The sequence below is a fragment of the Brevibacterium sp. SIMBA_078 genome (genome assembly GCF_046534565.1).
Lineage (GTDB): Bacteria > Actinomycetota > Actinomycetes > Actinomycetales > Brevibacteriaceae > Brevibacterium.
In genome coordinates this window covers 824631-849614 of record NZ_JAWRYQ010000001.1, presented here as the reverse complement: position 1 = coordinate 849614, position 24984 = coordinate 824631, and the positions used below count along the sequence as shown (strand labels likewise).

22 protein-coding genes and 1 pseudogene are annotated in these 24984 nt (G+C 65.2%); 16 read left to right on the top strand and 7 right to left on the bottom strand.

The window, feature by feature from the left end:
• Positions 1–77 precede the first annotated feature (77 nt).
• From SB749_RS03795 to SB749_RS03745, 11 genes are all read left to right on the top strand, one after another.
• Positions 78–3125, top strand: coding sequence for a Na+/H+ antiporter subunit A (locus SB749_RS03795; protein WP_410709925.1), 3048 nt, complete (start codon positions 78–80; stop codon positions 3123–3125).
• Positions 3122–3757 carry a Na(+)/H(+) antiporter subunit C gene (locus tag SB749_RS03790; protein ID WP_410709115.1) on the top strand — a complete coding sequence of 212 codons (636 nt, stop codon included), beginning with the start codon at positions 3122–3124 and terminating at the stop codon, positions 3755–3757. Before SB749_RS03795 ends, SB749_RS03790 begins: the two co-directional genes overlap by 4 nt.
• The gene (locus SB749_RS03785; RefSeq protein ID WP_410709114.1) at positions 3754–5334 is read left to right on the top strand and encodes a Na+/H+ antiporter subunit D; all 1581 of its coding nucleotides are present in this window, start codon (positions 3754–3756) and stop codon (positions 5332–5334) included. Before SB749_RS03790 ends, SB749_RS03785 begins: the two co-directional genes overlap by 4 nt.
• Positions 5334–6047, top strand: a complete 714-nt coding sequence (locus tag SB749_RS03780; protein ID WP_410709113.1) for a Na+/H+ antiporter subunit E — start codon at positions 5334–5336, stop codon at positions 6045–6047. Before SB749_RS03785 ends, SB749_RS03780 begins: the two co-directional genes overlap by 1 nt.
• The gene (locus SB749_RS03775; protein ID WP_410709112.1) at positions 6044–6583 is read left to right on the top strand and encodes a monovalent cation/H+ antiporter complex subunit F; all 540 of its coding nucleotides are present in this window, start codon (positions 6044–6046) and stop codon (positions 6581–6583) included. The genes SB749_RS03780 and SB749_RS03775 overlap by 4 nt, the downstream gene beginning before the upstream one ends.
• Positions 6573–6968 (top strand): monovalent cation/H(+) antiporter subunit G, encoded by a 396-nt coding sequence (mnhG, locus tag SB749_RS03770; protein ID WP_410709111.1) that lies wholly within the window; start codon positions 6573–6575, stop codon positions 6966–6968. The genes SB749_RS03775 and mnhG overlap by 11 nt, the downstream gene beginning before the upstream one ends.
• Positions 6958–7710, top strand: a complete 753-nt coding sequence (locus SB749_RS03765) for a response regulator transcription factor (RefSeq protein WP_410709110.1) — start codon at positions 6958–6960, stop codon at positions 7708–7710. Before mnhG ends, SB749_RS03765 begins: the two co-directional genes overlap by 11 nt.
• Complete coding sequence (locus tag SB749_RS03760) at positions 7707–9323, top strand: ATP-binding protein (protein ID WP_410709109.1); 1617 nt, start codon at positions 7707–7709, stop codon at positions 9321–9323. Before SB749_RS03765 ends, SB749_RS03760 begins: the two co-directional genes overlap by 4 nt.
• The gene (locus SB749_RS03755) at positions 9320–10135 is read left to right on the top strand and encodes a hypothetical protein (protein ID WP_410709108.1); all 816 of its coding nucleotides are present in this window, start codon (positions 9320–9322) and stop codon (positions 10133–10135) included. Before SB749_RS03760 ends, SB749_RS03755 begins: the two co-directional genes overlap by 4 nt.
• A gap of 176 nt (positions 10136–10311) precedes the next feature.
• Positions 10312–12327: a S9 family peptidase gene (locus SB749_RS03750; protein ID WP_410709107.1), complete on the top strand. Its 2016-nt coding sequence runs from the start codon at positions 10312–10314 to the stop codon at positions 12325–12327.
• Positions 12328–12568: 241 nt separating this feature from the next.
• A complete protein-coding gene (locus SB749_RS03745; RefSeq protein WP_410709106.1) occupies positions 12569–13810 on the top strand; it encodes an N-acetylglucosamine-6-phosphate deacetylase in 1242 nt (413 codons plus the stop codon).
• 82 nt (positions 13811–13892) lie between these two features.
• On the opposite strand, the gene SB749_RS03740 is transcribed toward SB749_RS03745, so the two are convergent.
• Positions 13893–15602, bottom strand: a complete 1710-nt coding sequence (locus SB749_RS03740; RefSeq protein WP_410709105.1) for a DUF222 domain-containing protein — start codon at positions 15600–15602, stop codon at positions 13893–13895.
• A gap of 229 nt (positions 15603–15831) precedes the next feature.
• On the opposite strand from SB749_RS03740, the gene SB749_RS03735 reads away from it, so the two are divergent.
• The 5 genes from SB749_RS03735 (at position 15832) to SB749_RS03715 (ending at position 19460) form a co-directional block, all read left to right on the top strand.
• The gene (locus SB749_RS03735) at positions 15832–16425 is read left to right on the top strand and encodes a hypothetical protein (protein ID WP_410709104.1); all 594 of its coding nucleotides are present in this window, start codon (positions 15832–15834) and stop codon (positions 16423–16425) included.
• Positions 16426–16492: 67 nt separating this feature from the next.
• Positions 16493–17188 (top strand): hypothetical protein, encoded by a 696-nt coding sequence (locus SB749_RS03730; protein WP_410709103.1) that lies wholly within the window; start codon positions 16493–16495, stop codon positions 17186–17188.
• 46 nt (positions 17189–17234) lie between these two features.
• Entirely contained in the window at positions 17235–17546 is a 312-nt protein-coding gene (locus tag SB749_RS03725; RefSeq protein WP_410709102.1) for a hypothetical protein, read from the top strand.
• 20 nt (positions 17547–17566) lie between these two features.
• Complete coding sequence (locus SB749_RS03720) at positions 17567–18160, top strand: copper chaperone PCu(A)C (protein WP_410709101.1); 594 nt, start codon at positions 17567–17569, stop codon at positions 18158–18160.
• On the top strand, positions 18129–19460 hold the full coding sequence (locus tag SB749_RS03715; RefSeq protein ID WP_410709100.1) for a Dyp-type peroxidase: 1332 nt from the start codon (positions 18129–18131) through the stop codon (positions 19458–19460). Before SB749_RS03720 ends, SB749_RS03715 begins: the two co-directional genes overlap by 32 nt.
• A gap of 153 nt (positions 19461–19613) precedes the next feature.
• Here the strand turns inward: SB749_RS03715 and SB749_RS03710 are convergent.
• The 6 genes and pseudogenes from SB749_RS03710 to SB749_RS03685 all read right to left on the bottom strand — a co-directional run.
• A pseudogene (locus tag SB749_RS03710) lies at positions 19614–20354 on the bottom strand (glycine betaine ABC transporter substrate-binding protein); the annotation flags it as partial.
• An 18-nt stretch (positions 20355–20372) separates the two neighbouring features.
• The gene (locus SB749_RS03705) at positions 20373–20516 is read right to left on the bottom strand and encodes a hypothetical protein (RefSeq protein ID WP_410709099.1); all 144 of its coding nucleotides are present in this window, start codon (positions 20514–20516) and stop codon (positions 20373–20375) included.
• A gap of 303 nt (positions 20517–20819) precedes the next feature.
• Entirely contained in the window at positions 20820–21407 is a 588-nt protein-coding gene (locus SB749_RS03700; RefSeq protein ID WP_410709098.1) for a methylated-DNA--[protein]-cysteine S-methyltransferase, read from the bottom strand.
• 205 nt (positions 21408–21612) lie between these two features.
• Complete coding sequence (locus SB749_RS03695; RefSeq protein ID WP_410709097.1) at positions 21613–22518, bottom strand: glycine betaine ABC transporter substrate-binding protein; 906 nt, start codon at positions 22516–22518, stop codon at positions 21613–21615.
• A 53-nt stretch (positions 22519–22571) separates the two neighbouring features.
• On the bottom strand, positions 22572–23471 hold the full coding sequence (locus tag SB749_RS03690) for an ABC transporter permease (RefSeq protein ID WP_181271519.1): 900 nt from the start codon (positions 23469–23471) through the stop codon (positions 22572–22574).
• A complete protein-coding gene (locus SB749_RS03685) occupies positions 23471–24781 on the bottom strand; it encodes a quaternary amine ABC transporter ATP-binding protein (protein WP_410709096.1) in 1311 nt (436 codons plus the stop codon). Before SB749_RS03685 ends, SB749_RS03690 begins: the two co-directional genes overlap by 1 nt.
• Positions 24782–24984: the final 203 nt, after the last annotated feature.

Genomic DNA, 24984 nt, shown 5'->3' with positions numbered 1-24984 from the left:
ACCAGTTCGTGCGAAAATGACATGACGAACCTTTCTCACAAACAGGCATATGACGGAGGTGGCCGCCGGTGATAGTCATGACAGGGGCCTTCTTCGGGGCATCTGTCATCGCCTACCCTCTGGTTCGCCTACTCGGCCGCAACGCCTTCTTCTTCCTCGCTCTCGTCCCCTTCGCGGGACTGCTGTGGAGCCTGTCGACGATCCCAGAGATCTTCGGCCCCGCCGCCCAGCCGGTCGTGGAGAATCTCGACTGGCTGCCCGAGCTCGGCCTTGCCGGAATCTTCCGCCTCGACGTGCTCTCCTGGATCATGACGCTGCTGGTCACCGGGGTCGGAGCCCTCGTCTTCGTCTACTGCGCACGCTACTTCCCGCCCGACGAGCCGGGACTGGCGCGGTTCGCGGGAATCTTCATGGCCTTCGCCGGAATGATGTACGGGCTCGTCATCGCCGACGAACTGCTCATGCTCTACCTGTTCTGGGAAGGCACCACCGTCTTCTCCTACCTGCTCATCGGGCACAGCCAGTCCCGCCGCCGCTCCAGGCAGGCGGCACTGCAGGCCCTCATCGTCACCACCGCAGGCGGGCTGGCCATGCTCGTGGGCATGATCCTGCTCATCACTGCCACCGGCACCGGGCAGATCTCGACCCTGGTCGACCGAGCCCAGTCGGGCATGGACACCGGCGGAATCATCATCTCCGCCGTCATCCTCATCCTCGTCGGCGCGATCTCGAAGTCCGCGCTCATGCCGTTCCACTTCTGGCTGCCCGGCGCCATGGCCGCACCCACTCCGGTGAGCGCCTATCTGCACGCCGCGGCCATGGTCAAGGCGGGAATCTACCTCGTCCTGCGCCTGGCGCCTGGCTACAACAACATCCCCGGCTGGTCCGAGGTGCTGCTCACCCTGGGGCTGCTGACGATGTTCATCGGCGGTTGGCAGGCGTTGAAGCAGACCGACCTCAAACTGCTGCTGGCCTTCGGCACGGTCTCGCAGCTCGGCTTCCTCATCACCATGGCCTCGTTCGGCACTCCGGACATCACGAAGGCGGCTCTGGGTCTGCTCATCGCCCACGCCCTGTTCAAGTCCTGCCTGTTCCTGTGCGTCGGCATCATCGACCATCGCGCCGGCACCCGTGACCTGACGAAGCTCTCCGGCGGCTGGAGAGCCTTCCCCGTCGTCGCCGTGTGCGCGACGATCGCCGCCGCCTCGATGGCCGGACTGCCCCCACTGCTCGGCTTCGCCGCGAAGGAAGCCGCGTACTCGACCCTGCTGTCCTCGCCGGACAAGACCTCGGTCATCGCGTTCATCGGCATCATGATCGGTTCGATCCTCACCGTCGCCTACTCGGCCCGTTTCGTCTGGGGCGCGTTCTCCTCGAAGCCCGGAGTCGACGACATCGCCCGCCGCGACGAGAAGCTCACCCTCGTCGTCTCTCCGCTCATCCTCACCGCACTGACCCTGGCGCTCGGCCCGGGAGTCGGACTGCTCGACGGCTACTTCTCCGCGTGGACCTCCGGGCTGCCGGCCGTGGCCGAAGGCGACGGGCACTACCACCTCGCGCTGTGGCACGGGTTCGAACCGGCGCTCGCCTTCACCGCCGTCACCGTCGCCGCGGGCCTGGCCCTGTTCATCTTCCGCCGCCCCTTCGCGAAGGTCCAGGCGACGCTGCCGTCGGGGCTGGACTTCCATGAGCTCTACCGAAAGCTGATCGGCTGGATGGAGGCCCTGGCGCTGTGGGTCACCGCCCGCACCCAGCGCGGTTCGCTGCCGTTCTACCAGGGCGTGGTCTACTTCGTCCTCGTCGCCGGACTGGGGCTGGCGATCATCTCCAACGACACGTGGAACATCACGTTCCGGCTCTGGGACACCCCGCTGGACCTCATCGTCGCGGCCGTGCTCGTCATCGTCGCAATCGGTGCCACCCGGGCCAAGAAACGGTTCACCGCCGTCGTCGTCACCGGCATCTCCGGCTACGCCATGGTCGCCTACTTCGCCTTCGTCGGTGCTCCCGACCTGGCCCTGACCCAGGTGCTCGTCGAGACCATCACGATCGTCGTATTCGTCCTCGTCCTTCGTCGGCTCCCGGCACGCATCGGCGAGTCGACCGGTCGACTCACTCCCGCCTGGCGGGCGATCATCGGCGGGGCTGTTGGCATCACCATGATGCTCGTGGTTCTCATCGCCACCGGTGTGCGCGTGGCCGATCCGATCTCCGTCGACTTCGGTCAGCTCGCCTACGAGCTCGGTCACGGCAAGAACATCGTCAACGTCACCCTCGTCGATATCCGCGCGTGGGACACGATGGGCGAGATCTCGGTGCTCGTGGCCGCCGGAACCGGTATCGCCGGCCTCATCTTCGTCCGTGGTCGCGAAGGCCACCTGCACCGGTTCGAACGGAAGAAAGACGGCACCGAGGCGGCCGGCCGCATACGCTTCCAACCCGTGGCCGAGGACGTCGTCGACCTCCACCACGCCGGCCGCGGGGAGGGGCTGTCGCAGAAGCGTGCGTCCTGGCTCATCGCCGGACGGACCCTGGCTCCGCGCAATCGGTCGATCATCCTCGAGGTCACTGCCCGCCTGATCTTCCACGCCGTCATCGTCTTCTCCGTCTACCTGCTCTTCGCCGGCCACAACGATCCGGGCGGCGGATTCGCCGGCGGCCTCGTCGCCGGCCTCGCGCTCGTCGTCCGCTACCTCGCCGGCGGCAAGTACGAACTCGCCGAGGCGGCGCCCTTCACTCCCTCGGGAATGCTGGGCACCGGTCTGGTCACCGCGATCCTCACCGTCATCGGCGGGTGGATCTGGGGTGGGACGGTCTTCGAGTCCGTCTACATCGAGGGTGATCTGCCGGTGCTGGGCCACCTGTCCTTCGGTACGTCGACGTTCTTCGATATCGGCGTCTATCTCATCGTCGTCGGCCTCATGCTCGACATCCTCCGCTCGCTGGGAGCCGAGGTCGATCTGCACCAGGAGCGCGACGAGGCGATGCTGACCAACCGCATCCACGACAATGTGAACTTCTCCGAGGACATGGGTGCCACAGCCGAACATCGGGCCGTGTCCGAGATCATCGACCGCGTCAACGAACTCGACGTCGACAACGGTGCGGAAGGAGGCCGCCTATGAGCGTCTCCTTCATCATGGTCCTGGCCATGGGCGTCCTCTTCGCCGCCGGCATCTACCTCATGCTCGAACGCTCCCTGACCCGCGTTCTGCTCGGCTTCATCCTGCTCGGCAACGGAGCGAACCTGCTCATCATCCTCACCGCCGGCCGCGGCTCTCCGCCCCTGACCGACGGAGAGCACCTGTCGACCGAAGGCATGTCCGATCCGCTGCCGCACGCCCTCGTCCTCACAGCCATCGTCATCACCTTCTCCGTGACGGCGTTCCTGCTGGCGATGATCTACCGCTCTTGGAGGCTCATGCGCGCCGATTCGCTGCAGGATGACGACACCGACCTCCAGGTGGCGATCACGAAGCTCATCGACTCCGAGGCGGAGGCGAGCACCGACTACGACGACACCGAGTTCGGTGACGAAGCGGAGTCCCCGATCACCGGTGCCATCGACCTCGACGACGACGGCACGCCCGCAGAGCGCGAGGACCTCGCCGACGACATCGAGGACGCGTCGACCCCGGCCGAGGCCGATGCCATCGCCGAGGAGGCCGTGGACTCGCAGACGGAAGCACACAGCTCCGAGGAGGCCGAGGTCACCGAAGAGGCCAAAGACGCGAAACAGCAGGGAGACGACGCATGATCGATCTCCTGCCCGTGCTCGTTCCCCTGCCCGTTCTGCTGCCGCTCATCGGCGCCGGAATCGCGCTCGTCCTGTCGAAGCACACGCGGGCGCAGAACTTCGTGTCGATCGCGATCCTGGTCGCGGTCATGGTCATCGCTACGATCATGCTCTTCGGAGTCGATGCGCATGGGCCGCAGGTCGTGGCGATCGGCGGATGGCAGCCTCCGGCGGGCATCGTGCTCGTGGCCGACCGGCTGTCGGCGCTCATGCTCATCGTGTCCTCGCTGGTCACCCTGTGCGTGCTCGTCTACGCCCTGAGCCAGGACGCCAACGACGATTCGAACGAGACTCCGATCTCCGTGTTCAACCCCAGTTATCTGGTGCTGTGCGCGGGCATTGCGAACTCGTTCCTGGCCGGAGACCTGTTCAATCTCTACGTCGGCTTCGAGATGTTCCTCGTCGCCTCCTATGTGCTGCTCACCCTTGGTGCCACGGCGGAGCGGATCCGGGCGGGAGTCACCTATGTGATCATCTCGCTCGTGTCCTCGGTGATCTTCCTCGCCGCCATCGGCGTCATCTATGCAGCGTGCGGCACCGTGAACATGGCGCAGCTGTCCGAGAGGCTCTCGGACCTGCCCGCCGATGTGCAGATGATCCTCCACGTCCTCCTGCTGCTGGGCTTCGGCATCAAGGCCGCGATCTTCCCGCTGTCCTTCTGGCTGCCCGACTCCTATCCGACGGCACCGGCCCCGGTGACGGCGGTCTTCGCGGGACTGCTGACGAAGGTCGGCATCTATGCGATCATCCGCACGGAAACCCTGCTGTTCGCCGATTCCTCTCTGCGGGTGCCGCTGCTCATCGCGGCCGGGCTGACGATGCTCGTGGGCATCTTCGGCGCCATCGCGCAGTCGGAGATCAAGAGGATCGTGTCCTTCACCCTGGTCTCCCATATCGGCTATATGCTCTTCGGCGTGGCGCTGGGCACGAGTTTCGGCCTGTCCGCGGCGATCTACTACACGGTTCACCACATCATCGTCCAGACTGCGCTGTTCCTGGCCATCGGCCTCGTCGAAATGCGCGGCGGGTCCACCTCGACGAGATCGCTCGGCGGTCTCATGGTGCTCTCCCCGGTGATCACGATCATCTTCTTCATCCCGGCGCTCAACCTCTCCGGCATTCCGCCGTTCTCCGGGTTCATCGGAAAGGTCGCACTCTTCCTCGCCGGCTTCGACGACCACGCGTGGCTGCCGACCGTCCTCATCGTCGCCGGCACCGTGACGAGTCTGCTCACCCTCTACGTCATCGGACGTACCTTCAACCTCGCGTTCTGGCGTGATCCGGCCGATGTGGAGGAGCCGAACGAGGACCTCGTCGAGGAATTCACGGAGCGGAAGAAGACGCTGTTGGCGGGGAAGAAGTGGACCTCTCAGATCGGCGTTCCCCCTGCCATGGTAGTGGCCACCTCGGTGGTGGTGATCGCCTCCGTCGTTCTCACCGTCGCCGCCGAACCTCTGTGGGACATGTCGAACCGGGCGGCCGAGAACCTTTCGACGCCGATCGACTACGTCACGAACGTGCTCGGAGGTGATGAATGATGAGCGCCGACCGAGACCAGGGACAGCCCGGAGCCGACGGCCAGGACCGCGCAGCGGCACAGGACCGCGCAATGGACCAGGACAGGGCAGCGGCAAAGGGCCGGGCAGTGGGCCAGGACCGACCACCGGCGAACCGAGCACGGATGAGCCGGGGTCGCGGATTCATCCAGCAGCTCGTGCTGGTGGTCTCACTGGTTCTGCTGTGGCTGATGCTGTGGGATTCGATCACGGTGGTCACCGTGGTCACCGGAATCGTGCTGGCCTTCGTCGTCACGCGCGTGTTCTACCTCCCGCCCGTCGTGCTCTCCGGACGGTTCAACGTCTGGCATGCGACGGTGTTCGGTCTGTGGTTCCTCTATTCGGTCCTCCACGCCTCCATCGAAGTCGCCTGGTATGCGTTCCGCCGCAAAGCGGTCGGCGCCGGGTCGGTCGTCGCCTGCGATCTGCGAACGAGCTCGGACCTCGTGCTCACCCTCATCGCCGATACCGCCAGCCTCATCCCCGGCTCGATCATCATCGACAGCGATCGCGCCATGGGCATGCTCTACCTGCACTTCCTCGACTGCGATTCCGATGAGAAGGTGCGCAAGGCGAAAGCGCAGGTCTACTACATCGAAGAGCTGCTCATCCGCACACTCGGTTCGCACCGTGACCTCGCCGCACTGCGGGCCAGACCGGATCCGCTGGCCGAGGCCGAAGGAGGCCGCTCATGAATGAGATCGTCCTCCACACCCTCGTCGTCGCCGGTTCGGTGCTGTTGGCCGCCTCGGTCGTCATTGCGCTCTTCCGGATCGTCCGCGGTCCGTCGATCCTCGACCGCATGATCGGCACCGACGTCGTGCTGGCGGCGATCATGTGCGGCCTCGGCGGGTATATGGCCCTGTCCGACCGGACGGATCTGCTGCCCGTGCTCATCGTCCTCGCGATGCTCGGTTTCGTCGGTTCGGTGAGCGTGTCGCGGTATGTGTCGAAGTCCGATTCGATGACTCCCGGCGCCGAGGCGGGGGCGCTGTCCGAGTTCAGCGCCTCGGATTGGCATATGCCCCGCGATGCGAACGAGCCGAGTCCCGGAGCGGCCTCTGAGCCCCAGGCTCGGCCCAGCGACGACGTCACCGAGATCGCGGATCCCACCTACGACGCCCACGCCGACAGCGGCGGAGAGGGCGAGGGCACCGGACCCGATCCGGGACCCGATGACGCCGAGCATATTTCGAACGGCGACGGAGAGGAGAGCAATCGTGGTTCTTGACATCATCTCGGCCGTGCTCATCTTCCTCGGAGCTGTCCTGTCCCTGGCCGCCGCGGTCGGTCTCGTCCGCTTCGCTGACCTACTCTCGCGCATGCACGCGAGTGCGAAACCCCAGGTGCTGGGCCTGATGCTCGTCGCTGTGGCGATCGCGATCCAGTTCCCGACCTGGGCGACGGTGACGACTCTGGCGATCATCATCTCCTTCCAGCTCGTGACGATTCCCGTCGCCACCCATATGGTCGGCCGCGCCGGATATCGCACCAAACACCTGCGTCGATCTATGCTGTACCGAGATGAACTCGCCGAGGCGGTCGACCGTGCCGAGGCCCGAGAGATCGCCTGGGAACGCCAGAGAGGAACCGGAACAGACCACCATGACGGCTGACAATCACACCGAGCCCCAACCACTCGTCTTAGTCGCCGATGATGAGCCGGACGTCCTCGGAGCGGTCGTACCGTTCCTCGAACGCTCCGGATTCCGGGTGCTGCCTGCCAGCGACGGACTGCTCGCTCTCGACGAGATCCATCGTCACAAACCCGATGTGTGCGTCCTCGACGTGCTCATGCCCGGAGCCGACGGCCGGCAGGTGCTGCGCCGCCTGCGGCAGGAGGAGAACTGGGTTCCGGTGCTGCTGCTGACCCAGGTCGGCGAGGGCGTGGAGAGGGCGATGGCGCTCGAAGAGGGTGCCGACGACTACCTCAACAAACCCTTCGATCCGCACGAGCTCGTCGCGCGCATCCGTGCCGTGCTGCGGCGCACGCGCAATGACGGGCCGCCCTTGGCCACGGCGCCGGTGCTCGTGTCCAGCTTCGGCCTGCGCGTCGACCGTGTCGGACGCAGGGCGTGGCTGGGGCAGCGTGAACTCGTCATCACTCCGAAGGGCTTCACCCTGCTCGAGTACCTCATGGTGCACAAGGAAGAACTCATCGAACGCTCTCGGCTGCTCGAAGTGCTGTGGGGATTCGAAGAGGCCGTGGGCACTCGCGCCGTGGACTCCCGGGTTGCCGAGCTGCGTCGCGTGCTCGGCGAGGACGCCGCAGAACCGCGGTGGATCGCCACCGTGCAGGGGCGCGGCTACCGTTTCGTCGGTGAGGTCCGCGGCGAGGACGGACAGAGCCGTCTATGACGAACTTCCTTGTCTTCGAGATCCAAGTCTGGCTGTTCCTGCTGCTGCTCGTCATCGTGCTCGGCGGTCTGGCCGTCGGTGCCTGGTTCGGCTGGCGGTATCTGAAGAGGCGTGAGGCCGCGCTGCGGGAATCCATCGAGACGGCCGCGGCCGAGGATTCGATGACAAAGCGCAATCGGATGCTCATCCGACTCGACCATGAGCTGAAGAATCCGCTGACGGCGCTGCGCACCTCGGCGGCGAGCATCCGCGAGGTCGTCCGCGACGGCGGAACGCTCAGCGAGGTGGAGCCGGCCGCCAAGCAGGTCGACGTGTCCTCGCGCCGGGTAGCCCGACTGCTGGCCGATCTGCGCAAGCTCGCCGACGTCGAGACCCGCATCATCGAATACGCCCGCGTCGATCTCGATGCGCTCATCCATCAGGCCGTCGAGGATGCGTCGACGGCGCCGGGGGCCGAGGACCGGATGATTGTGGCGACCGTCGCCCGTGCTCCGTGGCGGCTGCCCGATGTCGCCGGTGAGGAGGATCTGCTGCTCACCGCAATCCTCAACCTGCTGGGCAATGCCCTCAAATACTCGTCGCAGGCCGAAGTCGTTGAGCTGCGCGCCAATGAGCAGATCATCGACGGGCACCGCTGGGTCGTCGTCGAGGTCGCGGATACGGGCAGCGGCATCCCGCTGGCCGAGCAGGAGAACGTCTGGGACGAGCTCTCCCGCGGTTCACGTGTGCGAGCGGTCGCCGGCTCCGGCATGGGCCTCTCGCTCGTGCGCGCCATCGTCACCCGGCACGGCGGATCCGTGCAGCTTTTCAGCCAGGAGGGCGTGGGCACCTCGGTGCGCATGGTCCTCCCTGTCCTCGCCGATGCCGCACCCGTGACCGTTCCGCAGATGTCGGATCATATGGATCGGGTCGCTGCCGGTTCGCATGCGGTGCAGCCGGTGCAGCAGGCGGATTCGCGGCAGGCGCCCGGATTCCTGCCTCCGCGTCAGCCCAATGAGGCCGAACTGCAGGGACGGATCCTCGGCACTCCGCGGCGGACGTCGAAGCGTCGTCTCGAACGGGTCGACGGGAACCTGGTCAATCGTCGGACGGGCGAATCCGTCTCCGGCGGGTTCCCGCCGGATTCCGGTCAGCATTCGCAGTTCAAACCGCCGCGGCAGGCCCCGAACGGCGGAGGACAGAACCCGGGCCATGGGCAGCCTCCGGTCGGCAGCCAGCCGCACTCGGGTCCCCAGAATTCAGGACCGCAGAATTCCGGGCCGCGGCAGCCCGGACAGCCGCCGGTCGGAAGTCAGCTGCATTCGGGTCAGCAGAACTTCGGGCAGCCCCCTGTGGGGAGTCAGCCCAATTCCGGGCCGCAGCCCACCGGGAAGCCCCCTGTCGGCAGTCAGCCCCATTCCGGTCCGCAGAATTTCGGCCAGTCATACGCGGGCGGTCAGCCCAATTCAGGACCCCAGAACGTCGGCCAGCAGCCCGCCGGACAACCACCTGTGGGAAGCCAGCCCGGCTCCGGTCAGCAGACGCCCCAGCACGGGTACCGACAGGCTCAGCCGAATCAGAACGGCCCGGAAGCGGGGTACCCGCAACGTCGCCGGCAAGGTGACCAGCAGTGAGACCAGTGACTGGGCGCACGGCATCGGATTCCTCCACCTGGGGGATCTTCGCTGCGAAGAAGCCAGCTTCGGGGAGTTCTGCCTCGGGCGGACCGGCGTCGGGAAACTCCGCCTCGGGCAGACCTGCCTCGGTGCGACGAGCCGCTGCTGCCGGCACTCTCGCACTGACGGTCCTCCTCAGCGGATGCTCGGTATTCCAGGTCCGCACGGAAGACAAGTCCGCCGGGCCGGTGCGCATCGGCGTGCAGGAGACCGCCGGACCCGAGCCCACGGGCAAGCCCACCGAAGCCGGCATCCCCGAGGGGATGACGAAGACTTCCGTGACGTTCGGCAGCAGCTGCCCGGTCGAAGTCACCTTCGCGATCGGCGATGACTGGAGAGACAGCACCGGAAGCACCGAGCAGTTCCATGTCTTCAACCACGGCGACGACACGACTCGCGGCGATACCATCCTCGTCAACTGCACCGACGAATACGGTGACAGTGCTCAGGAAGTGGTCGATCAGAAGAGGCGGTACAACTTCTCCGAACAGGACTCACAGGTGTTGGCCGAGCAGACGGGGTCGCTGGCCGCGGGCGAGTTCTGGAGCTATCAGGGTGAACTCGGCCCGACCGAGATCCTCGCTATCAACAACGAACCGACTTATGCCTTCGGGGTCCAGACTGGCTACAAGATCAACGGGCGCCTGGTGAATCTGTCCATCGAGATGCGCACACCGAAGACGAACACCGAAGTGGCGGAGGACTTCAAGAAGATGTTGCCGACGGTGACGATCGATGGTGAGAAGGTTCCGTCACCGAGTTTCCACTGACGTGCCAGGGAGCGCCGAACGACGTGGCGATCAGGCGCCCGCGAAGGCAAAGCGCCCGCGATCCGGTCGACCGCCTCGGTGACCCGGGTCGGTCATCACAGCGATCGCCCGCCTCGGCGATCTGGGGTTTCTCTGGATTTCACCCCGGAATCCGCGCTGGGATCTAGGATGGGAAGATGACGACCCACGACGCAGTGACCCGACTCCTCGACGCCCGCCGCCTGCAAGGCCTCTTGACGAATCAGAGCGGCCGCGTCATCGCCCAGTACTCGTTTCTCAATTCCGAGGGGAATTCCTCCCTCAGCCACCTCGCCGATATCAGCGAGGAGACGCCCCGACGCATCACTCGCGGCGGTCAGTCCGTGGGACCGGCCGCGCTGAGTGAGAACGGCACGATCGTCTTCGCCTCCAAGCGCAAGGGCGAGGACGGCAAGGATGCCGAATCTCCGAGCCTGTGGGCGCTGCCGGACAACGGTGAGGCCCGCAAGCTTGCCGATCACGAGGGCGGTTTCTCCCGCATCGAGGTCAAGGGCGAGACCATCATCGTCGAGTTCCCCGTCCATACGTGGGCCGCCGACGAAAACGACCATCAGGAATTCAGCTCCGAACGCAGCGACGCGAAGGTCAGCGGAATCCTCCACACCGGTTTCCCCGTCCGTCGTTGGGACCATGATCTGGGGCCGGGCCGGCAGACCCTGGCCGTGGCCACCCTCGATGAGGCGGCCACCGACTTTCCCGAAGTCAGTGACGAGCTGAGTGCCCCGTCGGGCTTGGACTTCCGCTACCTGTCTCTGCCGTCCGGCCGTTTGGTCGATTGGGCCATCGACGACGAAGCCCGCTTCGTCCTCGTCCAGCTTGAGAAGCCGATCCCCGGGCAGCTCGAGGCCAGTGAGATCTGGCGCGTGGACCTCGACGGGGAACCCGAACTGCACCGTCTGACGAAACCGGCTGCCGATCACAGCTTCGACATCGAGGCCATCAGCCCCGACGGGACGAAAGCACTGGTCACTCGCGTACAGAACTGGACTCCGCAGACCAGCCTCGCGGCCGAACTCATGGTCCTCGATCTCGAGACGGCGGAACTGAATCCGGTGTGGCCGGATGGTGATTTCTGGTTCTCCCCGATCTGGGTGGACGGTTCGACCATCGTGGCCACCGCGGATGATCACGGTCGCGGCAGCATCTTCATCGGTGACATCAAGGATGCTCAGCCTCGGCGGCTGGTCGGGGGAGTCGATCAGAAGTATTCGTTCTCGGGGCTGGCTCTGCGCGAGGACACGGTCGTGGCGACCGCCTCGGCGATCGACGTCGCGCCGCTGCCGATCTCCGTCGACCTCGGAACCGGGGTCATCAGCGAGCTCGCGAACCCGGCGACGGTGCTCGAGGAAGAAGGCACCCTCACCGAGGTGGAGGTCCGTACCGAGGATGGCACGCCGATCCGTGCGTGGCTGGTGCTGCCGGAGGGGGAGGGGCCGCACCCGCTCGTCGTCTTCGCCCACGGAGGACCGTGGGGATCGTGGAATGCCTGGACCTACCGGTGGAACCCAGGTCCCTTCGCAGCTGCCGGCTATGCGGTGCTGCTGCCGGATCCGGCGATCTCCACCGGCTACGGGCAGGCGATGATCGACCGCGGTCAGCAGCAGCTCGGCGGCACTCCCTTCACAGACATCATGGCGCTGACCGAGGTCGCAGGGGAGAGGGCGGACATCGATTCCGAACGCGTCGCCCTGGCCGGCGGGTCCTACGGCGGGTACATGGCCAACTGGGTGGCCGGGCACACCGGCAGCGCGTTCAAGTGCATCGTCACCCACGCCTCGCTGTGGAACACCACGTCGATGGGACGGACGACGGACAATTCGTCGTGGGATCAGGCGATGCGGGAGCAGTCGGCGCAGTATTCGCCGCACCTGTTCGCCGATGACATCGAAGTGCCGATGCTCGTCATCCACGGCGACAAGGACTACCGGGTGCCGATCGGTCAGGGTCAGGAGCTGTGGCTGGATCTGCTCACTCGGGCGAAGACTCCGCTCGACGCCGATGGCGACACTCAGCATCGGTTCCTCTACTTCCCCGACGAGGGGCATTGGATCCTCGGCCGCGGGAACGCCGAGGTCTGGTACCGCACCGTGCTCGCGTTCCTCGATACGCATGTGCTCGGCATCGACGCGAATCGAGTCCGCACCCTGGGGTGAGCCGACAGTTGGTTCGTCGGTTTCCTGAGGTGGGGGCAGCAGCCGGTCCGTCCGGCCCCGCTCTGGGGCGGTAGCTGGCTCGTCCGCGCCCTGCGGTGAGCCGACAGCCGATTTGTCGAGACCCCGCACGTGGACTGCTCACCGATCGACACCCTGTTAGACGTGACCCTTCTGAAGGGGAAATTCACCAACCGATTCCGTACCCTGAATGAGGCGTTCGCGGAGCGATGGAAGGACCCTGATGACACAGACCGAACAGATCCCCGCCGAGGCGGTCATCCACAATGCGCGCATCCTCGACGGCGATCGGGCGACGTTCTCCGAGGAGACCGCTGACACGTGGATCGCGATCGCCGATGGAACGGTCACGGCACGGGGCCGCGGGGACGGCTGGAAGGACAGGGCCGCCTCGGCGAGAGTTGATGTCATCGACGCCGCCGGCGGATACGTGGCTCCCGCTTTCGTCGATATCCACTGTCACGGTGCGGGCGGTGCGAGCGCCGAGGACGGGAGCGAGGGGATCGATGAGATCCTCGACGTACACCGGGCCCATGGCACCGGCAGGCTCGCTCTGTCCTACGTCTCCGACACGATCGAGGGGCTGTGTGAGTCCCTGCGCGCGGGCGCCGGACTCGTCAGTGAGCGAGCCATGGTCATGGGCCTGCACGCCGAAGGCCCGTTCCTGTCCCCGGATTTCAAAGGTGCGCATGCGCCCGAAGTGCTCACATCGCCGACTCCGGAGGCGGTCGAAGCGATCCTCGAGGCGGCCGATGGAACTCTTTCGCAGATCACGATCGCTCCCGAGCTTCCCGGTGCTCTCGATGCGATCGGTCGGTTCTCTGCGGCAGGGGTGCGCGTGGCCGTCGGTCACACGGCTGCCGATTATGCGCTGGCCGCGCAGGCCTTCGAAATGGGGGCGAGCATCCTCACCCACGCGTTCAATGCGATGCCCGGAATCCATCACCGTGCTCCGGGGCCGGTCCTCGCCGCGGCCGAGGCCGAGCACGTCACCGTCGAACTCATCAATGACGGCGTCCACGTCGTCGCCCCGGTCGCGCGTATGCTCCACGAACTCGTGCCCGGGCGTCTCGCTCTCATCACTGACGCCATGGCGGCGACCGGCCTGCACGATGGGAGCTATCACCTCGGTTCGCTCCCGGTCGAGGTCAAGGATTCGGTAGCGCGCCTGGTCACCGCGGATGGCACTCAGGGCGCCATTGCGGGGTCCACGTTGACGATGGACGAGGCTGTGAAGCGGGCAGTCGCCGAGGTGGGACTCAGTCCGTTCGACGCTGTGCAGTCCGCAGGGTTCGTTCCATTGCGTGCGGGGGGCGGAATGCCGGAGTCGGGCGATTCTCTGCATGCGACGGGCGGTACCGCCGGTGCCGCCGGTGCGGGCAGCCTGTTGGCTCCCGGAATGTCGGCTGACCTCCTGCTGCTCGATGAGGACATGAGCATCCGGGCCTCTTCGTTGGGGGACTGAACCCAGCCGAACATGGCAGAACCGAGTTGAATCCGGCTGAACTTGGAAAGTGGGCACAGCTGTCCCCTGAAAGGTGGGGCGGCTATTTGTCGAACAGGGAGTCGACGATGTCGTCCGCGATGAAGCGGGCGTGGAGGATCGGCTTACGAGCCGGGTCCTTTGCGGCGGGCGGTATGTAGGCCGGTCGCCCGTCGAAGAGCATCACCGTGTCCCAATCGGTGCGGTCGAGCAGGTGGTGGTGATAGCTGCAGAGCAGCGCGAGATTGTTGATCTCGGTCTTGCCGCCGAGTGCCCACGGCCACACATGGTTGGCGTCGCACCAACCGGGAGGGGCATCGCAGCCAGGGAAGGTGCAACCTCGGTCACGGGCGGTGATCACTGCCAGCTGTTTGCGATTGGCGAAGCGCTGTTCTGTGGCCACCTGCATCGTCTTGGCCTTGTCGCTCATGAGGTGGAAGAACAGCGAGCCGTTGAGGCCGTTTCTCATCAGTTCCGTGATGGGAATGGGATTGTCGGCGCCCGTGGTGCCGTGTCCCGTGCCTTTGGCCAGATCTTCGGCGGTGGCGTTGATGACGAGAGCATAAGGCGCTCCTGCAGTCGTCCGCTGCTTGTCGATCGTCGTGACGAGGCCGGCGAATCGTTCGTAGATCCATTCGCGCGCCGAGGGCTGTTCAGCGCTGACGTCGACGAAACCGCCGTCCTCACGAACACCGACGCCGGGGACGTCGGCCGGAGTCCGGGTCGTGCGGGCTGCGTTGAGATCGGGTTCCGGAACTCGCTTCGCGTCATACCGGTCACCGGAGAGCACCGCATCGACGATCTCCAGCAGCTCTTTGTCAGGAAGCGGCGAGTTCGTTCTCTCAGAAGCAGCGGTCGCAGTGGCGGGATTGCCCGCGGTCGCGGAATCGAATGCGCCTATCGCTCCATCGGCCCCGTCTGCGGCTGTTGATTCGGCACCAGCGTTATCGGCACCGGCCTTGTCGTCTTCTCCCGCAGACTGGATTCGTGAGGTCAGAAGTCCGTTGAGAGTGCCGCCGGTGACGGGGTCGAGCAGTCCACGCAGCTCCCAGTCGCCGTTGGCCTTGGAACGCATGGACATGTTGTACGCAGAGCGGTCGGCCGAGTCATTCGGTTCTGCGCCGTCCGGGTCGATATAGCCCATGAGCTTGCCGAAGATCTCGCGCAGATCCTTGAGACGGACCTTGGGTGCGTTGTCGACCAAGCGCGTCTCGACGTCGGTGCGGACCGCCTGACTGACCCACGTGGGCAGCTTTCGCATGCAGTCTTCGATGACAGACGCCTGGGCGGCGGAGATCGTGCCGGTATGGAGGGCATCTGCGACGACTGGGTAGAGAGGCGGCAGAGCCTGTCCGGCCATGTCGACGCGTCCGCCGAGGTTCTTGGCCATATCGGTCCGACGGTTCGCCTCCGCGCCGGTGAGGTTGAATCGATTCTCGATGAGCGACTTCGTCGACTTGGCGCCGAAATCGCTGGGGGTTCCGACGCGTTCGCAGACGGAGAGTGCGAGCGTCGACAATGCATCGTTGATGCGTGTGATCGCCTCGACCCCATCGGCGAGCATGATGGCCTGATCTGGTCCCATGGGGCGATCGAACGCGCGCAGCTCGTCTTTGAGGCTCATCAGCTGAGTGATCGACGAGGTGACCTCGGGCGCGAAGCGGCTGAGATCTGCCCACTCCTCGTCGGCGAGCAGCGGGTGACCGCTGGTCTGCGGGGAGTTGTCGGCGTTCCGATCGGAATGATCGGAGCTGCGTTCGGGAGTAAGGGTCATGGGGATGAATTCCGTTCACCAACATCGTTGTTGTTAGAATCCAGCGTACGCTCATAATGAGTGGAATGCCATAGATGATCGAAAAAAGTTTCGAACATAATTCTGATGTTCGTAACAGTTCGAGAATATCGACAATCCTCGTTGAATCAGTGCAGGTCAGGGGCGGTGTCGGCTGCAGCTGAGGTGAACCGGCTTCGAATGTGTCAGTCGGTCGTGGCACGATTGGAGTATGGATGCCCTGCTCCTCATTGACACCGACGACGCCAGCTACCCCAGCGATGACGCCATGGAGACCCTCGGCGATATCGTCACCCGCACCCGCGCTGTGGGCGGTGTGCTCATCTTCGCGTCGACGAAGGCCGACCTCGCCGACACTCCCGACGGGGAGCTGAGCATCTTCGTCCCTGATGAAGAGGATCTTGTGCTCCGGTCCAAGAGTCCGGATGTGTTCGAAGGCGTCGACGATCTGGCCGCAGGTCTGCATGACCTCTCCGTCGACCGGATCATCATCGCCGGAGCCGACGCCACCGCGGCCGTGCCCGGCGCCGACGCCACCACGGGCGTGCCCGGGGCCGGAGCGGGCCAAGTCACCACTGACCCCGCCGCCCAGGCGGGAGGCGATGCCGATGCCAACGCCTCCTCGGCGGGCACCCTCGGAGCCGTCTACGCCTCGGCGATGGCGGGTCTTGTGTGCAACTTCGACGTCGTCGTCCTCTCCGACTCCACCACTGACCCCGATGGCAACCTCGTCGCCTGGGGCGATGCTGCCGCTGATGCCGGTGCCATGGTCAAGAAGACCGCCGATACCTGGCTGCGGATGTAGGCTCTGCCGCCTTCCCGAAATTGTTCTACATTGAGTAGAATGTGGGAGCGAGCTGAGAGGAGGGCCCATGACCGGATGGACGAAGTCCGTGCGTGCGCTCGCCGCCGCCCTCTTCACGACCCTCCTGGCCCTGCTCATGCACCTCGGTGCCGGCGGCGGCGTCTCGATTCCGGGCATTGTGGTCGTCTTCGTTCTCGTTCTCTGGGCGGCGATGATCGTCGCCGGCAGGCGTCTGGGCTACCTGACTCTGGCCGGTCTGCTCGGCCTCGGACAGGTGCTCATGCACCTGACGATGAGCTGGTCCGCACACACCTTCGCCCATGCGGGGACCCACGCGGGAACCGCTCAATCCGGAAGCGGGCAGGCCGGAGTTGCTGGTACCGGTTCCACCTCCGCCGAGGCGGCCCTCCACACCCACGCCGGACACATCGTCCCAGCCTCCGGCTCCCTTGACCTCGGACCTGCCGCATCCGCGCTCGGACATGCGAGCCACGGGGCCACCTCGGTGGGGATGGTCATCGCACACGTCGTCGCCGTCCTCGTCACCGCCGTGATCCTCAAGCGCGGTGAGGACATCGTCCTCAGCATTCTGCAGCTGGCCCTGGGCCCGGTGATCGGCGCACTGCGAGCCCTCGCCGAGGCGGCCGGAGTCCTGGCCGACGAACCGTTCCGCAAGCTCTGCGCTTCGTTCCGGCTGCCGCTGCCGGTCACCTCGGCGGTGGTCGGCCCGAACTACCGCCGCGGCCCGCCCGCACCCGTCTGACATCTCATTCGGCGAGTCCACCGCCGACCCACACTCGATTTTCCGGGTGACCACCCAATTTCGGGCGACCGCCGAATCAGCGGCGGCCCGCCCCTCGGTGACAGTCGAACACGTCCGCGCAGACCGCTGCGCGCAGAAGACACGTGCTCCGCATCCCAGCCAGCACGTGCCCTGCACGCTTGCACTCGCACGAGCTGCGCGCAGGCATACGAACGCGGTGTGGCTGAGCGCCCGCAGCTTCGAGCAGCAGAGACTCTGCGACCGAAGATCCTCGTCGTCTGACGACAGGGGACACGCGGGACTGCCCGCGCCAGCAGGCGACCGCGGCGCGCCGACACGTGCTCTCGACTGCACCTGAATGACGAAAGTGCAGACATCATGCGAAAGAACATCACCCTGGCCCTTGCCCTGCCCATCGCCGTCGCCATCGGCCTGGCCGGCTGCCGCCAAGACGACAGCAGGGCCGCCGGTTCGGAACAGACCGACGGCAGCGGCTCCGCCTCGGCGGAATCCTCGGAAAGCGCAGTCGACGCCGAAGCGCTCAGCTTCGACGGCGCTTGGGTCAAGGCCGCCGACGACGGAATGACCGCAGTCTTCGGGGAGCTGAAGAACAACACCGACGCCGACATCAACCTCGTCGAGGCGAAATACGCGGACGCGGAGATGGTCCAACTCCACGAAACCGAAGGCGACGGCTCGGGCGGAATGTCCATGCAGGAGAAGAAGGGCGGCTTCACCATCCCGGCGGGAGAGAGCCTCCGCTTCGAGCCCGGAGGCGATCACATCATGATCATGGGGCTGAAGAAGGCGATCAAGCCGGGCGAGCAGATCAAGCTCGACCTCGTCACCGCCGACGACGAGACCGTCGAGGTCACAGCCGTAGCCAAGGAGTACTCCGGAGCCCAGGAAGACTACGCGCCCGGTGAAGCCGAAGGCTCCAGTGACGACCACGGCGACCACGGTGACCACTGAGTCCGGTCGCCCCGGCTTCAGCCGCCGAGGTCTCCTGACCTCGGCGGCCGCGGCCGGCGGTGCAGGCGTCGTCGGTGCCACGGCCGGATTCGCGCTCGGCCGCGGTCCCGGATCACAGGGCACGAGCGTTGGTGACGGCGGGCCGCCTCGGCGAGATCTGGATGGCGCGAATGGGCCGCAGACCGTGCCGTTCTACGGCACTCATCAATCCGGGGTCGAAACCCCACCACAGGCCTATGGGCACTTCATCGCGTTCACGCTCAAGCCCGGAACCAAGGCCGCGGAGGCGGTGCGCTGGCTGCGGCTCCTCACCGCGGATGCGGCTGCGCTGACGCAGGGGCGGGCGCCCTTGGCCGACTCCGAATCCGAACTCGCCGTCGACCCTGCCCGGCTGACAGTGACTTTCGGATTCGGAGCCAGGCTGGTTGCCCTGGCCGGAAAGGAGCATGTTCCGGACTGGCTCAAGCCCTTGGAGGCGTTCTCGATCGATCGCCTCGATGAGGACCGATGCAAGGGCGACCTGCTCCTGCAGTTCTGCGGCGACGACCCGCTGACCTTGGCACATGCTCGGCGCATGCTGTTCAAGGATTCGCGCTCGTTCGCCGAGGTGGCCTGGCAGCGGGACGGATTCCGACGTGCCTACGGCAGCACGGGGGAGGGGAAGACCCAGCGGAATCTCTTCGGTCAGCTCGATGGCACGGCGAATCCGGGACCCGGATCCGAGGACTTCGCGCGGATCATCTGGGGACAGGGCACGAAGACCGCGAACCCGGTGTTCTCCGCTCGCGGGGAGCCGCCGGTCGACCTCGGAGCGCATCTGCCGGTATGGATGCGTGGGGGAACGACGCTGGTTCTGCGCGATATCGCGATGAACCTCGACACCTGGGATCAGGCCGACCGGCCGGCACGGGAGTTCTCGGTCGGGCGGACCATGGGCACCGGGGCACCGCTGTCGGGTGAGGACGAGTTCGACGTCCCGGACTTCACCGCGGTCGATCAGCGCGGACTGACGAAGATCTCACAGGTCGCGCATATCGCCCGAGCCCGCGACGGACTGGGTCCGGAGGTGCAGATCCACCGGCGCACGTTCAACTACGAGACCGGTGCGGGCGGGGATTCGGGGCTGCTGTTCGCGTCCTTCCAGGCCGATATCGAACGGCAGTTCCTGCCGATCCAGCGCCGCCTCGCCGAGGTGGACCTGCTCAACGAATGGACGACCCCGATCGGGTCGACCGTGTGGGCGATCCCGCCCGGAGCGACCGAAGACGGGTACGTCGGGCAGGAGCTGTTCGACGGGTGAGGAAGCGGCGCGGCCGCCGGACAGGCAGGCACGGCCGCGTCCTCACTGAAAACGAGCGGCCGCCGGACCCGCAGAAGCGGGAACGGCGGCCGCGCAATGTCCGTGCTCACTGCGGTGCGTCAGGACTCGGTTCTGCCCGATGAGAGCAGTGACTCAGTCGGTGATCTCGGAGTCGAAGGCCTTCGGATTGTCCTTGATCCACTGGTCGACGGCGTCGCCTTCCTGACCTTCTTCGTACTCGTTGACGATGAGGTCCTCAAGCTCTCCGTACGTCTTGTCGTCGAGCTTGATCCCCTTGATGAGCTCGGCAGCCTCGGGGTTGTCCTCGCTGAAGCCGTCGGTGCCGAGGAAGTGCATCTTCTCCGGATCGCCCATGGCGTTCTTCGGATCCTTGAGCTCCTTGACGTCGAAGGCGTTGTTCGCCCAGAACGGACGCCACAGGGTGACGACGATGTCTTCCTTCGCATCGATGGCATTGCCCAGCTCGGTGAGCATGGCCGGGGTCGAGGAGGTGACGAGCTCGAAGTCCTTCTCCAGGTCGTAGGCAGGCATCATCGAATCCTTCGTCACCTTGGTGAGACCGGCTCCGGGTTCGATGCCGACGATCTTGCCGTCGAACTCGTCGGCATTGTCTTTGAGCTCATCCATCGAATCGATGTCGACATAGTCGGGCACGACGATCGTTTTCTGCGCCTCGTCGTAGTAGGTGCTGATGTCCTCGATCTTGTCGCCGTACTCATCCATTTACTGCTTGTGGGTCTTCTCCGGCCAGGCGGAGGGGTAGATGTCGATGTCGCCGTTCGCCACTCCCGCATAGAGGATCGCAGCCCCGGAGATCGTCTCCAGCTCTGGCTCGTATCCGAGCTTCTCGAGCTGGTCCTCGAGCAGGAACGCGGTGCTGCGGCTGTCGGACTACGAAGAGATGTAGCCGATCTTGATCGTGCCCTTGTTGCCGCCGGAGCCGGAGTCCTTGCCGGCTTCCTGGGAACACCCGGTCAAGGCGGGGCCCAGGGCTGCGCAGGCGGCGACTGCGGTGGTGATTGTGCGTGACTTCATCGGTTTCCTCTTCGTGGTGGCTGCCCGAACGAGGAGGTGCTGCCGTCTCTGGCAGTCTCCGTCGTCCGAGCAGGAACGTGTGAACGCAGGATCTTTTGTGATCACAAAATCTGGTATGTCTATGCAATCACAGTATTCACTCAACTTCCACCGGTTCAACGAACGTATCCGAGCGGACTGTGTCCCGAATCCGCACGACTGCAGGCCGGCGCGATCGGCAGAATGCACGCGACCTGTGTAATGTCAGCGCGATTTGGAGAATGCACGCGCGAACTGCGGAATGACAGCGCGAACTGCAGAATGTCAGAACAGCGGCTGCGGCAGGGCGTCTTCGAACTCGAGGAGGCGCCGCTTGGTCTCGAGCTCGTGACCGGGCAGCCCGCCCGAATACCCGCCGAGTCCGCTACCTGCGACAACACGATGGCAGGGGACGATGATCGGGATCGGATTGAGTCCCATGATCCCGCCGACGGCACGGGCCGGGATCCCGGTTCCGCTCGCCTCGGCGAGCTGTCCGTAGGTGACTGTGGTCCCCGCGGGGACTTCTTCGGCCAAGGCCGTCAAAACTGTCCTCGCGACGTCCGAGACCTGACCGAAGTCCACGGGCAGGTCGAATTCGCCGAGGCGGCCGTCGAAGTACGCACGCACCTGGGCGACCGCCTCGGCGAGGATCGGGTCCGAGCCGGCGGCCACCTCGGCGGGGATGGAAACGTCGGCGGTCGCCTCGGTGAGGATCGGGTCCGACCTTTCGGCCGCCCCAGCGGGGATCGGATCGGCGGCGTCGCTCGCCTCGGCGGATCTGCGCCATTCGAGTCGGACGATGGACCGGCCGTCGCTCGTCACGGTGAGGGGTCCGACGAAGGTGTCGACGGTTCCCGAAGCGGTTGCCATGGGATGTCCTCCGTTCGGGCCCGCGCACCGATAACGGTGTCAACGGCGATTCTCAGTCGAGTCTACTCATACAGCTGTGCCCTCCCGACTCGTCCGAGTCGGGAGGGCACAGCATATTCATGACCGCACACCGGGCATTGGGGAAGTCCGCAGCTGAGCCGACGGTGTCGTCCGTAAGCGAAGCTGCTGCCGCGGCGCGACAGAATCACTCCTCGTCAGGCAGTTCACCTTCGTAGGCATCGGGGTTGGCCTTCAGCCACTCGGCGATGGCCTTTTTGCCATCATCCTTGTACTTGTTGACGACCAGGTCCTCGAGGTCTCCGTACTGCTTGTCATCCATCTTGATCTTCCCGACGTAGTCAGCAGCGTCGGAGAACTCTTCGCCGAAGCCCTTGGTCGCGGTGAAGTGGAGCTTCTCGGGGTCTCCCATCGCACCCTTCGGGTCCTCGAGGTCCTTGACCGGGTACTCGTTGTTGGCCCAGAACGGACGCCACAGGGTGACGACGATGTCCTTCTCCGCGTCGGTCGCATTGCCGAGCTCCGTGAGCATGGCAGCGGTCGACGAGGTGACGAGCTCGTATTCGTCGTCGAGACCGTATTCGGGAATCATCGCCTTGGTGGCCTTCGTCAGACCGGCTCCGGGCTCGATTCCGATGATCTCGCCGCCGAAGTCCTTGCCCTTGCCCTTGAGGTCCTCGATCGAGTTGATGTCCTTCATGTACTTCGGGACGGCGATCGTGAGGACGGCGTTGTCGTAGTAGGCGCCGAGGTCTTCGAGGTCGTCACCGTATTCGTCGATGTACTGCTTGTGCGTGACCTCGGGCCACGAGGACGGATACATGTCGATATCGCCGTTAGCGACACCGGCGTAGAGGACGGCCGCGTCGTTGAAGGTCTGGGTCTCGACGTTGTAGCCCATCTTCTCCAGCTGATCTTCGAGCAGGAGCGAGATGCTCTGGCCGTCGGTCCAGCCGGTGACGTAGCCGAGTTTGATGTCGCCCTTGTCGCCGCCTCCGCCGTCGTCCTTCGCCGCTTCCTGCGAGCAACCGGTCAGGGCAAGGCCGAGGGCTGCGACTGCAGCGACGATCGGGGTGAGGAATCTTCTTTTCATTGTGTGTTCCTTTTCTCTAGTGATCGACTAATCAGACTGTGTGGTTCATCGACTCAGGCCGCTGCTGCAGCCGCCTTGTTCTTCGCGCTGCGACGACGCATCCCCGCGACGAGCGAGTGCGGGTAGTCCTTCGCGTTGCCCAGGGCTGCGGTGACGCGATCGAGGTAGACCGCGATGATCACCACGCCGAGTCCGGCTTCGACGCCGAGCGGCAGGTTCTGGGTGGCGATCGCTTCGACGACGTTCTTTCCGAGTCCGTCGGCGCCGACCATGCCGGCGATGACGGCCATCGCCAGTGCGAGCATGATGACCTGGTTGATGCCGGCCATGATCGTCGGCGTGGCCAAGGGCAGCTGGACTCCGCGGAGGATCTGGCCGGGAGTCGCACCGAAGGACTGTCCGGCTTCGACCGTCTCCGAGTCGACCCCGCGGATGCCGAGTTCGGTGAACCGCACACCCGGGGGCAGAGCGAAGATCACCGTTGCCACGAGGCCGGGAACGACGCCGATGCCGAAGAAGGTGACCGCCGGGATGAGGTAGACGAATGCCGGCATCGTCTGCATGAAGTCGAGGATCGGTTTGATGACCGCCGAGGCTCTGTTGCTGCGCGCGGCCAGAATGCCGACCGGGACGGCGATGATGATGGCGATGACAGCGGCGATGATGATCAGCGCCAGGGTCTGCATCGCGGCCACCCATTGGTCCATCGTCATGATGAAGAACAGAGTGATGAGCGTGCCCACGGCCATCTGCCACGAGCGGAAGATCCAGCCGATGAGCGCCAGCAGAATGATGATGACGAGCGGGTGGAGGTCGACGAGCACGTCGGTGAGGACTTCGATGAGGAAGTTGAACAGCCAGGTGACGGCGTCGAAGAACCACGCGACGTTGTCCTTGAGCCAATCGAAGACGGTGTCGACCCAGGCTCCGATCGGAATTCTGATGTTCTCCATCAGCGCTCACTCCTTTCACCGGTGGCCTGCGGTGCGACGGCATCAGCACCTTCGGCGAGAACCTGGTCGATGATTCCGGTGTCGACCGGTTCGGGCCAGTCTTCGACAGCGGCTTCCGTCGAGGCCTCGTCGTTGCCGTTCTGCGTGCCGAGCGCGGCGAGCAGGGTGGCTCGGGGGACGACGCCGACGAGTTCGCCGTCCGCGTCGGTGACGGGCACCGGCAGAGGCATCTCCGCGGTCGGGAGGAAGAGATCGATGAGCAGGTCGTCCGGAGATGCGGGGTGGGCGACCGGTTTGATGATCTCGTCGAGAGTCGTGGCACCTGTCCGGATGTGTTCGATGCAGTCGCGGTCGCTGACGAGGCCGAGGAACTTCCTGTCCCTGTCCGTGACGTACACGCCTGAGGCGCCGTTGTCGCGCATGGTGCGCAGTGCAACTCGGGGACCGTTCTGATTGCTCACGGTCTGCCGTGCCTTCTCCATGACGTTGTTGGCAGTCAGCACGCGGGCCCGGTCGACGTCGTGGACGAACTGTGCCACGTAGTCGTTGGCGGGGTCTGTGAGGATGTCCTCCGGGGTGCCGACCTGGACGATGCGTCCGTTGCGCATGACCGCGATCCGGTCACCGAGGAACATCGCCTCATTGAGGTCGTGGGTGATGAAGATGATGGTTTTCTTCAGCTCCCGCTGCAGCTCGACGAGCTGTTCCTGCATCTCGCGCCGGATCAGCGGGTCGAGGGCGGAGAAGGCTTCGTCCATGAGGAGGATGTCGGTCTCGGCCGCCAGCGCACGGGCCAGGCCGACGCGCTGCTGCATACCGCCGGAGAGCTGTTCGGGGAACTTGTCGCCCCAGCCTTCGAGGCCGACGGCCTTGAGCCAACGGTCGGCGGCCTTGTCCCGCTCCGCCTTCGCGACTCCGCGGATCTCGAGCGCATAGGCGGCATTGTCGCGGACGGTGCGGTGCGGGAGCAGCGCGAAGTGCTGGAACACCATCGAGATGTGTTCGCTGCGGACTTTGCGCAGTGCGGCCGAGTCGATCTTCGCGATGTCGGTGCCCAGCACCTCGACGGATCCGGCGGTGGGTGCCCAGAGTCCGTTGAGAGTGCGGATCAGGGTCGACTTGCCCGAGCCCGAGAGGCCCATGACGACGAAGATCTCGCCGGCCTCGACTTCGAAGCTCGCGTCGATGACGGCGGCCGTTCCGAGTTTCGTCAGATCATCACGGTCAGCGCCCTCTTCGAGTCGTTTGACGACTTCGTTTTCGCGCTTTCCGAAAACCTTGTAGACGTGTGACGCTTTGACAACGCTCACGTGCTTCCTCCTTGCATTCTTGGCAGTCCGCAAGAACGAGAGGCTTCACCCCCGTTTGCACGGTTCGGTGCTCGCAGATCAGATCCGAATAGCTCAATTGCGCACGCGCCTCACCGCACACGGATATCTGATCCACCATTGTAGTTTTGTTCAGGGTTTTCGGCAGAGATTTTGCCCCGAGTATCCGGCGCGTCACCCTTGAC

Excerpts from the sequence above, each read along its gene's own strand:
- SB749_RS03790 (WP_410709115.1), top strand. The coding sequence starts at position 3,122 with ATGAGCGTCTCCTTCATCATGGTCCTGGCCATGGGCGTCCTCTTCGCC.
- SB749_RS03745 (WP_410709106.1), top strand. The coding sequence starts at position 12,569 with ATGACACAGACCGAACAGATCCCCGCCGAGGCGGTCATCCACAATGCG.
- SB749_RS03765 (WP_410709110.1), top strand. The coding sequence starts at position 6,958 with ATGACGGCTGACAATCACACCGAGCCCCAACCACTCGTCTTAGTCGCC.
- SB749_RS03780 (WP_410709113.1), top strand. The coding sequence starts at position 5,334 with ATGAGCGCCGACCGAGACCAGGGACAGCCCGGAGCCGACGGCCAGGAC.
- SB749_RS03740 (WP_410709105.1), bottom strand. The coding sequence starts at position 15,602 with ATGACCCTTACTCCCGAACGCAGCTCCGATCATTCCGATCGGAACGCC.
- SB749_RS03730 (WP_410709103.1), top strand. The coding sequence starts at position 16,493 with ATGACCGGATGGACGAAGTCCGTGCGTGCGCTCGCCGCCGCCCTCTTC.
- SB749_RS03735 (WP_410709104.1), top strand. The coding sequence starts at position 15,832 with ATGGATGCCCTGCTCCTCATTGACACCGACGACGCCAGCTACCCCAGC.
- SB749_RS03700 (WP_410709098.1), bottom strand. The coding sequence starts at position 21,407 with ATGGCAACCGCTTCGGGAACCGTCGACACCTTCGTCGGACCCCTCACC.
- SB749_RS03720 (WP_410709101.1), top strand. The coding sequence starts at position 17,567 with ATGCGAAAGAACATCACCCTGGCCCTTGCCCTGCCCATCGCCGTCGCC.
- SB749_RS03775 (WP_410709112.1), top strand. The coding sequence starts at position 6,044 with ATGAATGAGATCGTCCTCCACACCCTCGTCGTCGCCGGTTCGGTGCTG.
- SB749_RS03690 (WP_181271519.1), bottom strand. The coding sequence starts at position 23,471 with ATGGAGAACATCAGAATTCCGATCGGAGCCTGGGTCGACACCGTCTTC.
- SB749_RS03760 (WP_410709109.1), top strand. The coding sequence starts at position 7,707 with ATGACGAACTTCCTTGTCTTCGAGATCCAAGTCTGGCTGTTCCTGCTG.
- SB749_RS03695 (WP_410709097.1), bottom strand. The coding sequence starts at position 22,518 with ATGAAAAGAAGATTCCTCACCCCGATCGTCGCTGCAGTCGCAGCCCTC.
- SB749_RS03705 (WP_410709099.1), bottom strand. The coding sequence starts at position 20,516 with ATGAAGTCACGCACAATCACCACCGCAGTCGCCGCCTGCGCAGCCCTG.
- SB749_RS03795 (WP_410709925.1), top strand. The coding sequence starts at position 78 with ATGACAGGGGCCTTCTTCGGGGCATCTGTCATCGCCTACCCTCTGGTT.
- SB749_RS03750 (WP_410709107.1), top strand. The coding sequence starts at position 10,312 with ATGACGACCCACGACGCAGTGACCCGACTCCTCGACGCCCGCCGCCTG.
- SB749_RS03785 (WP_410709114.1), top strand. The coding sequence starts at position 3,754 with ATGATCGATCTCCTGCCCGTGCTCGTTCCCCTGCCCGTTCTGCTGCCG.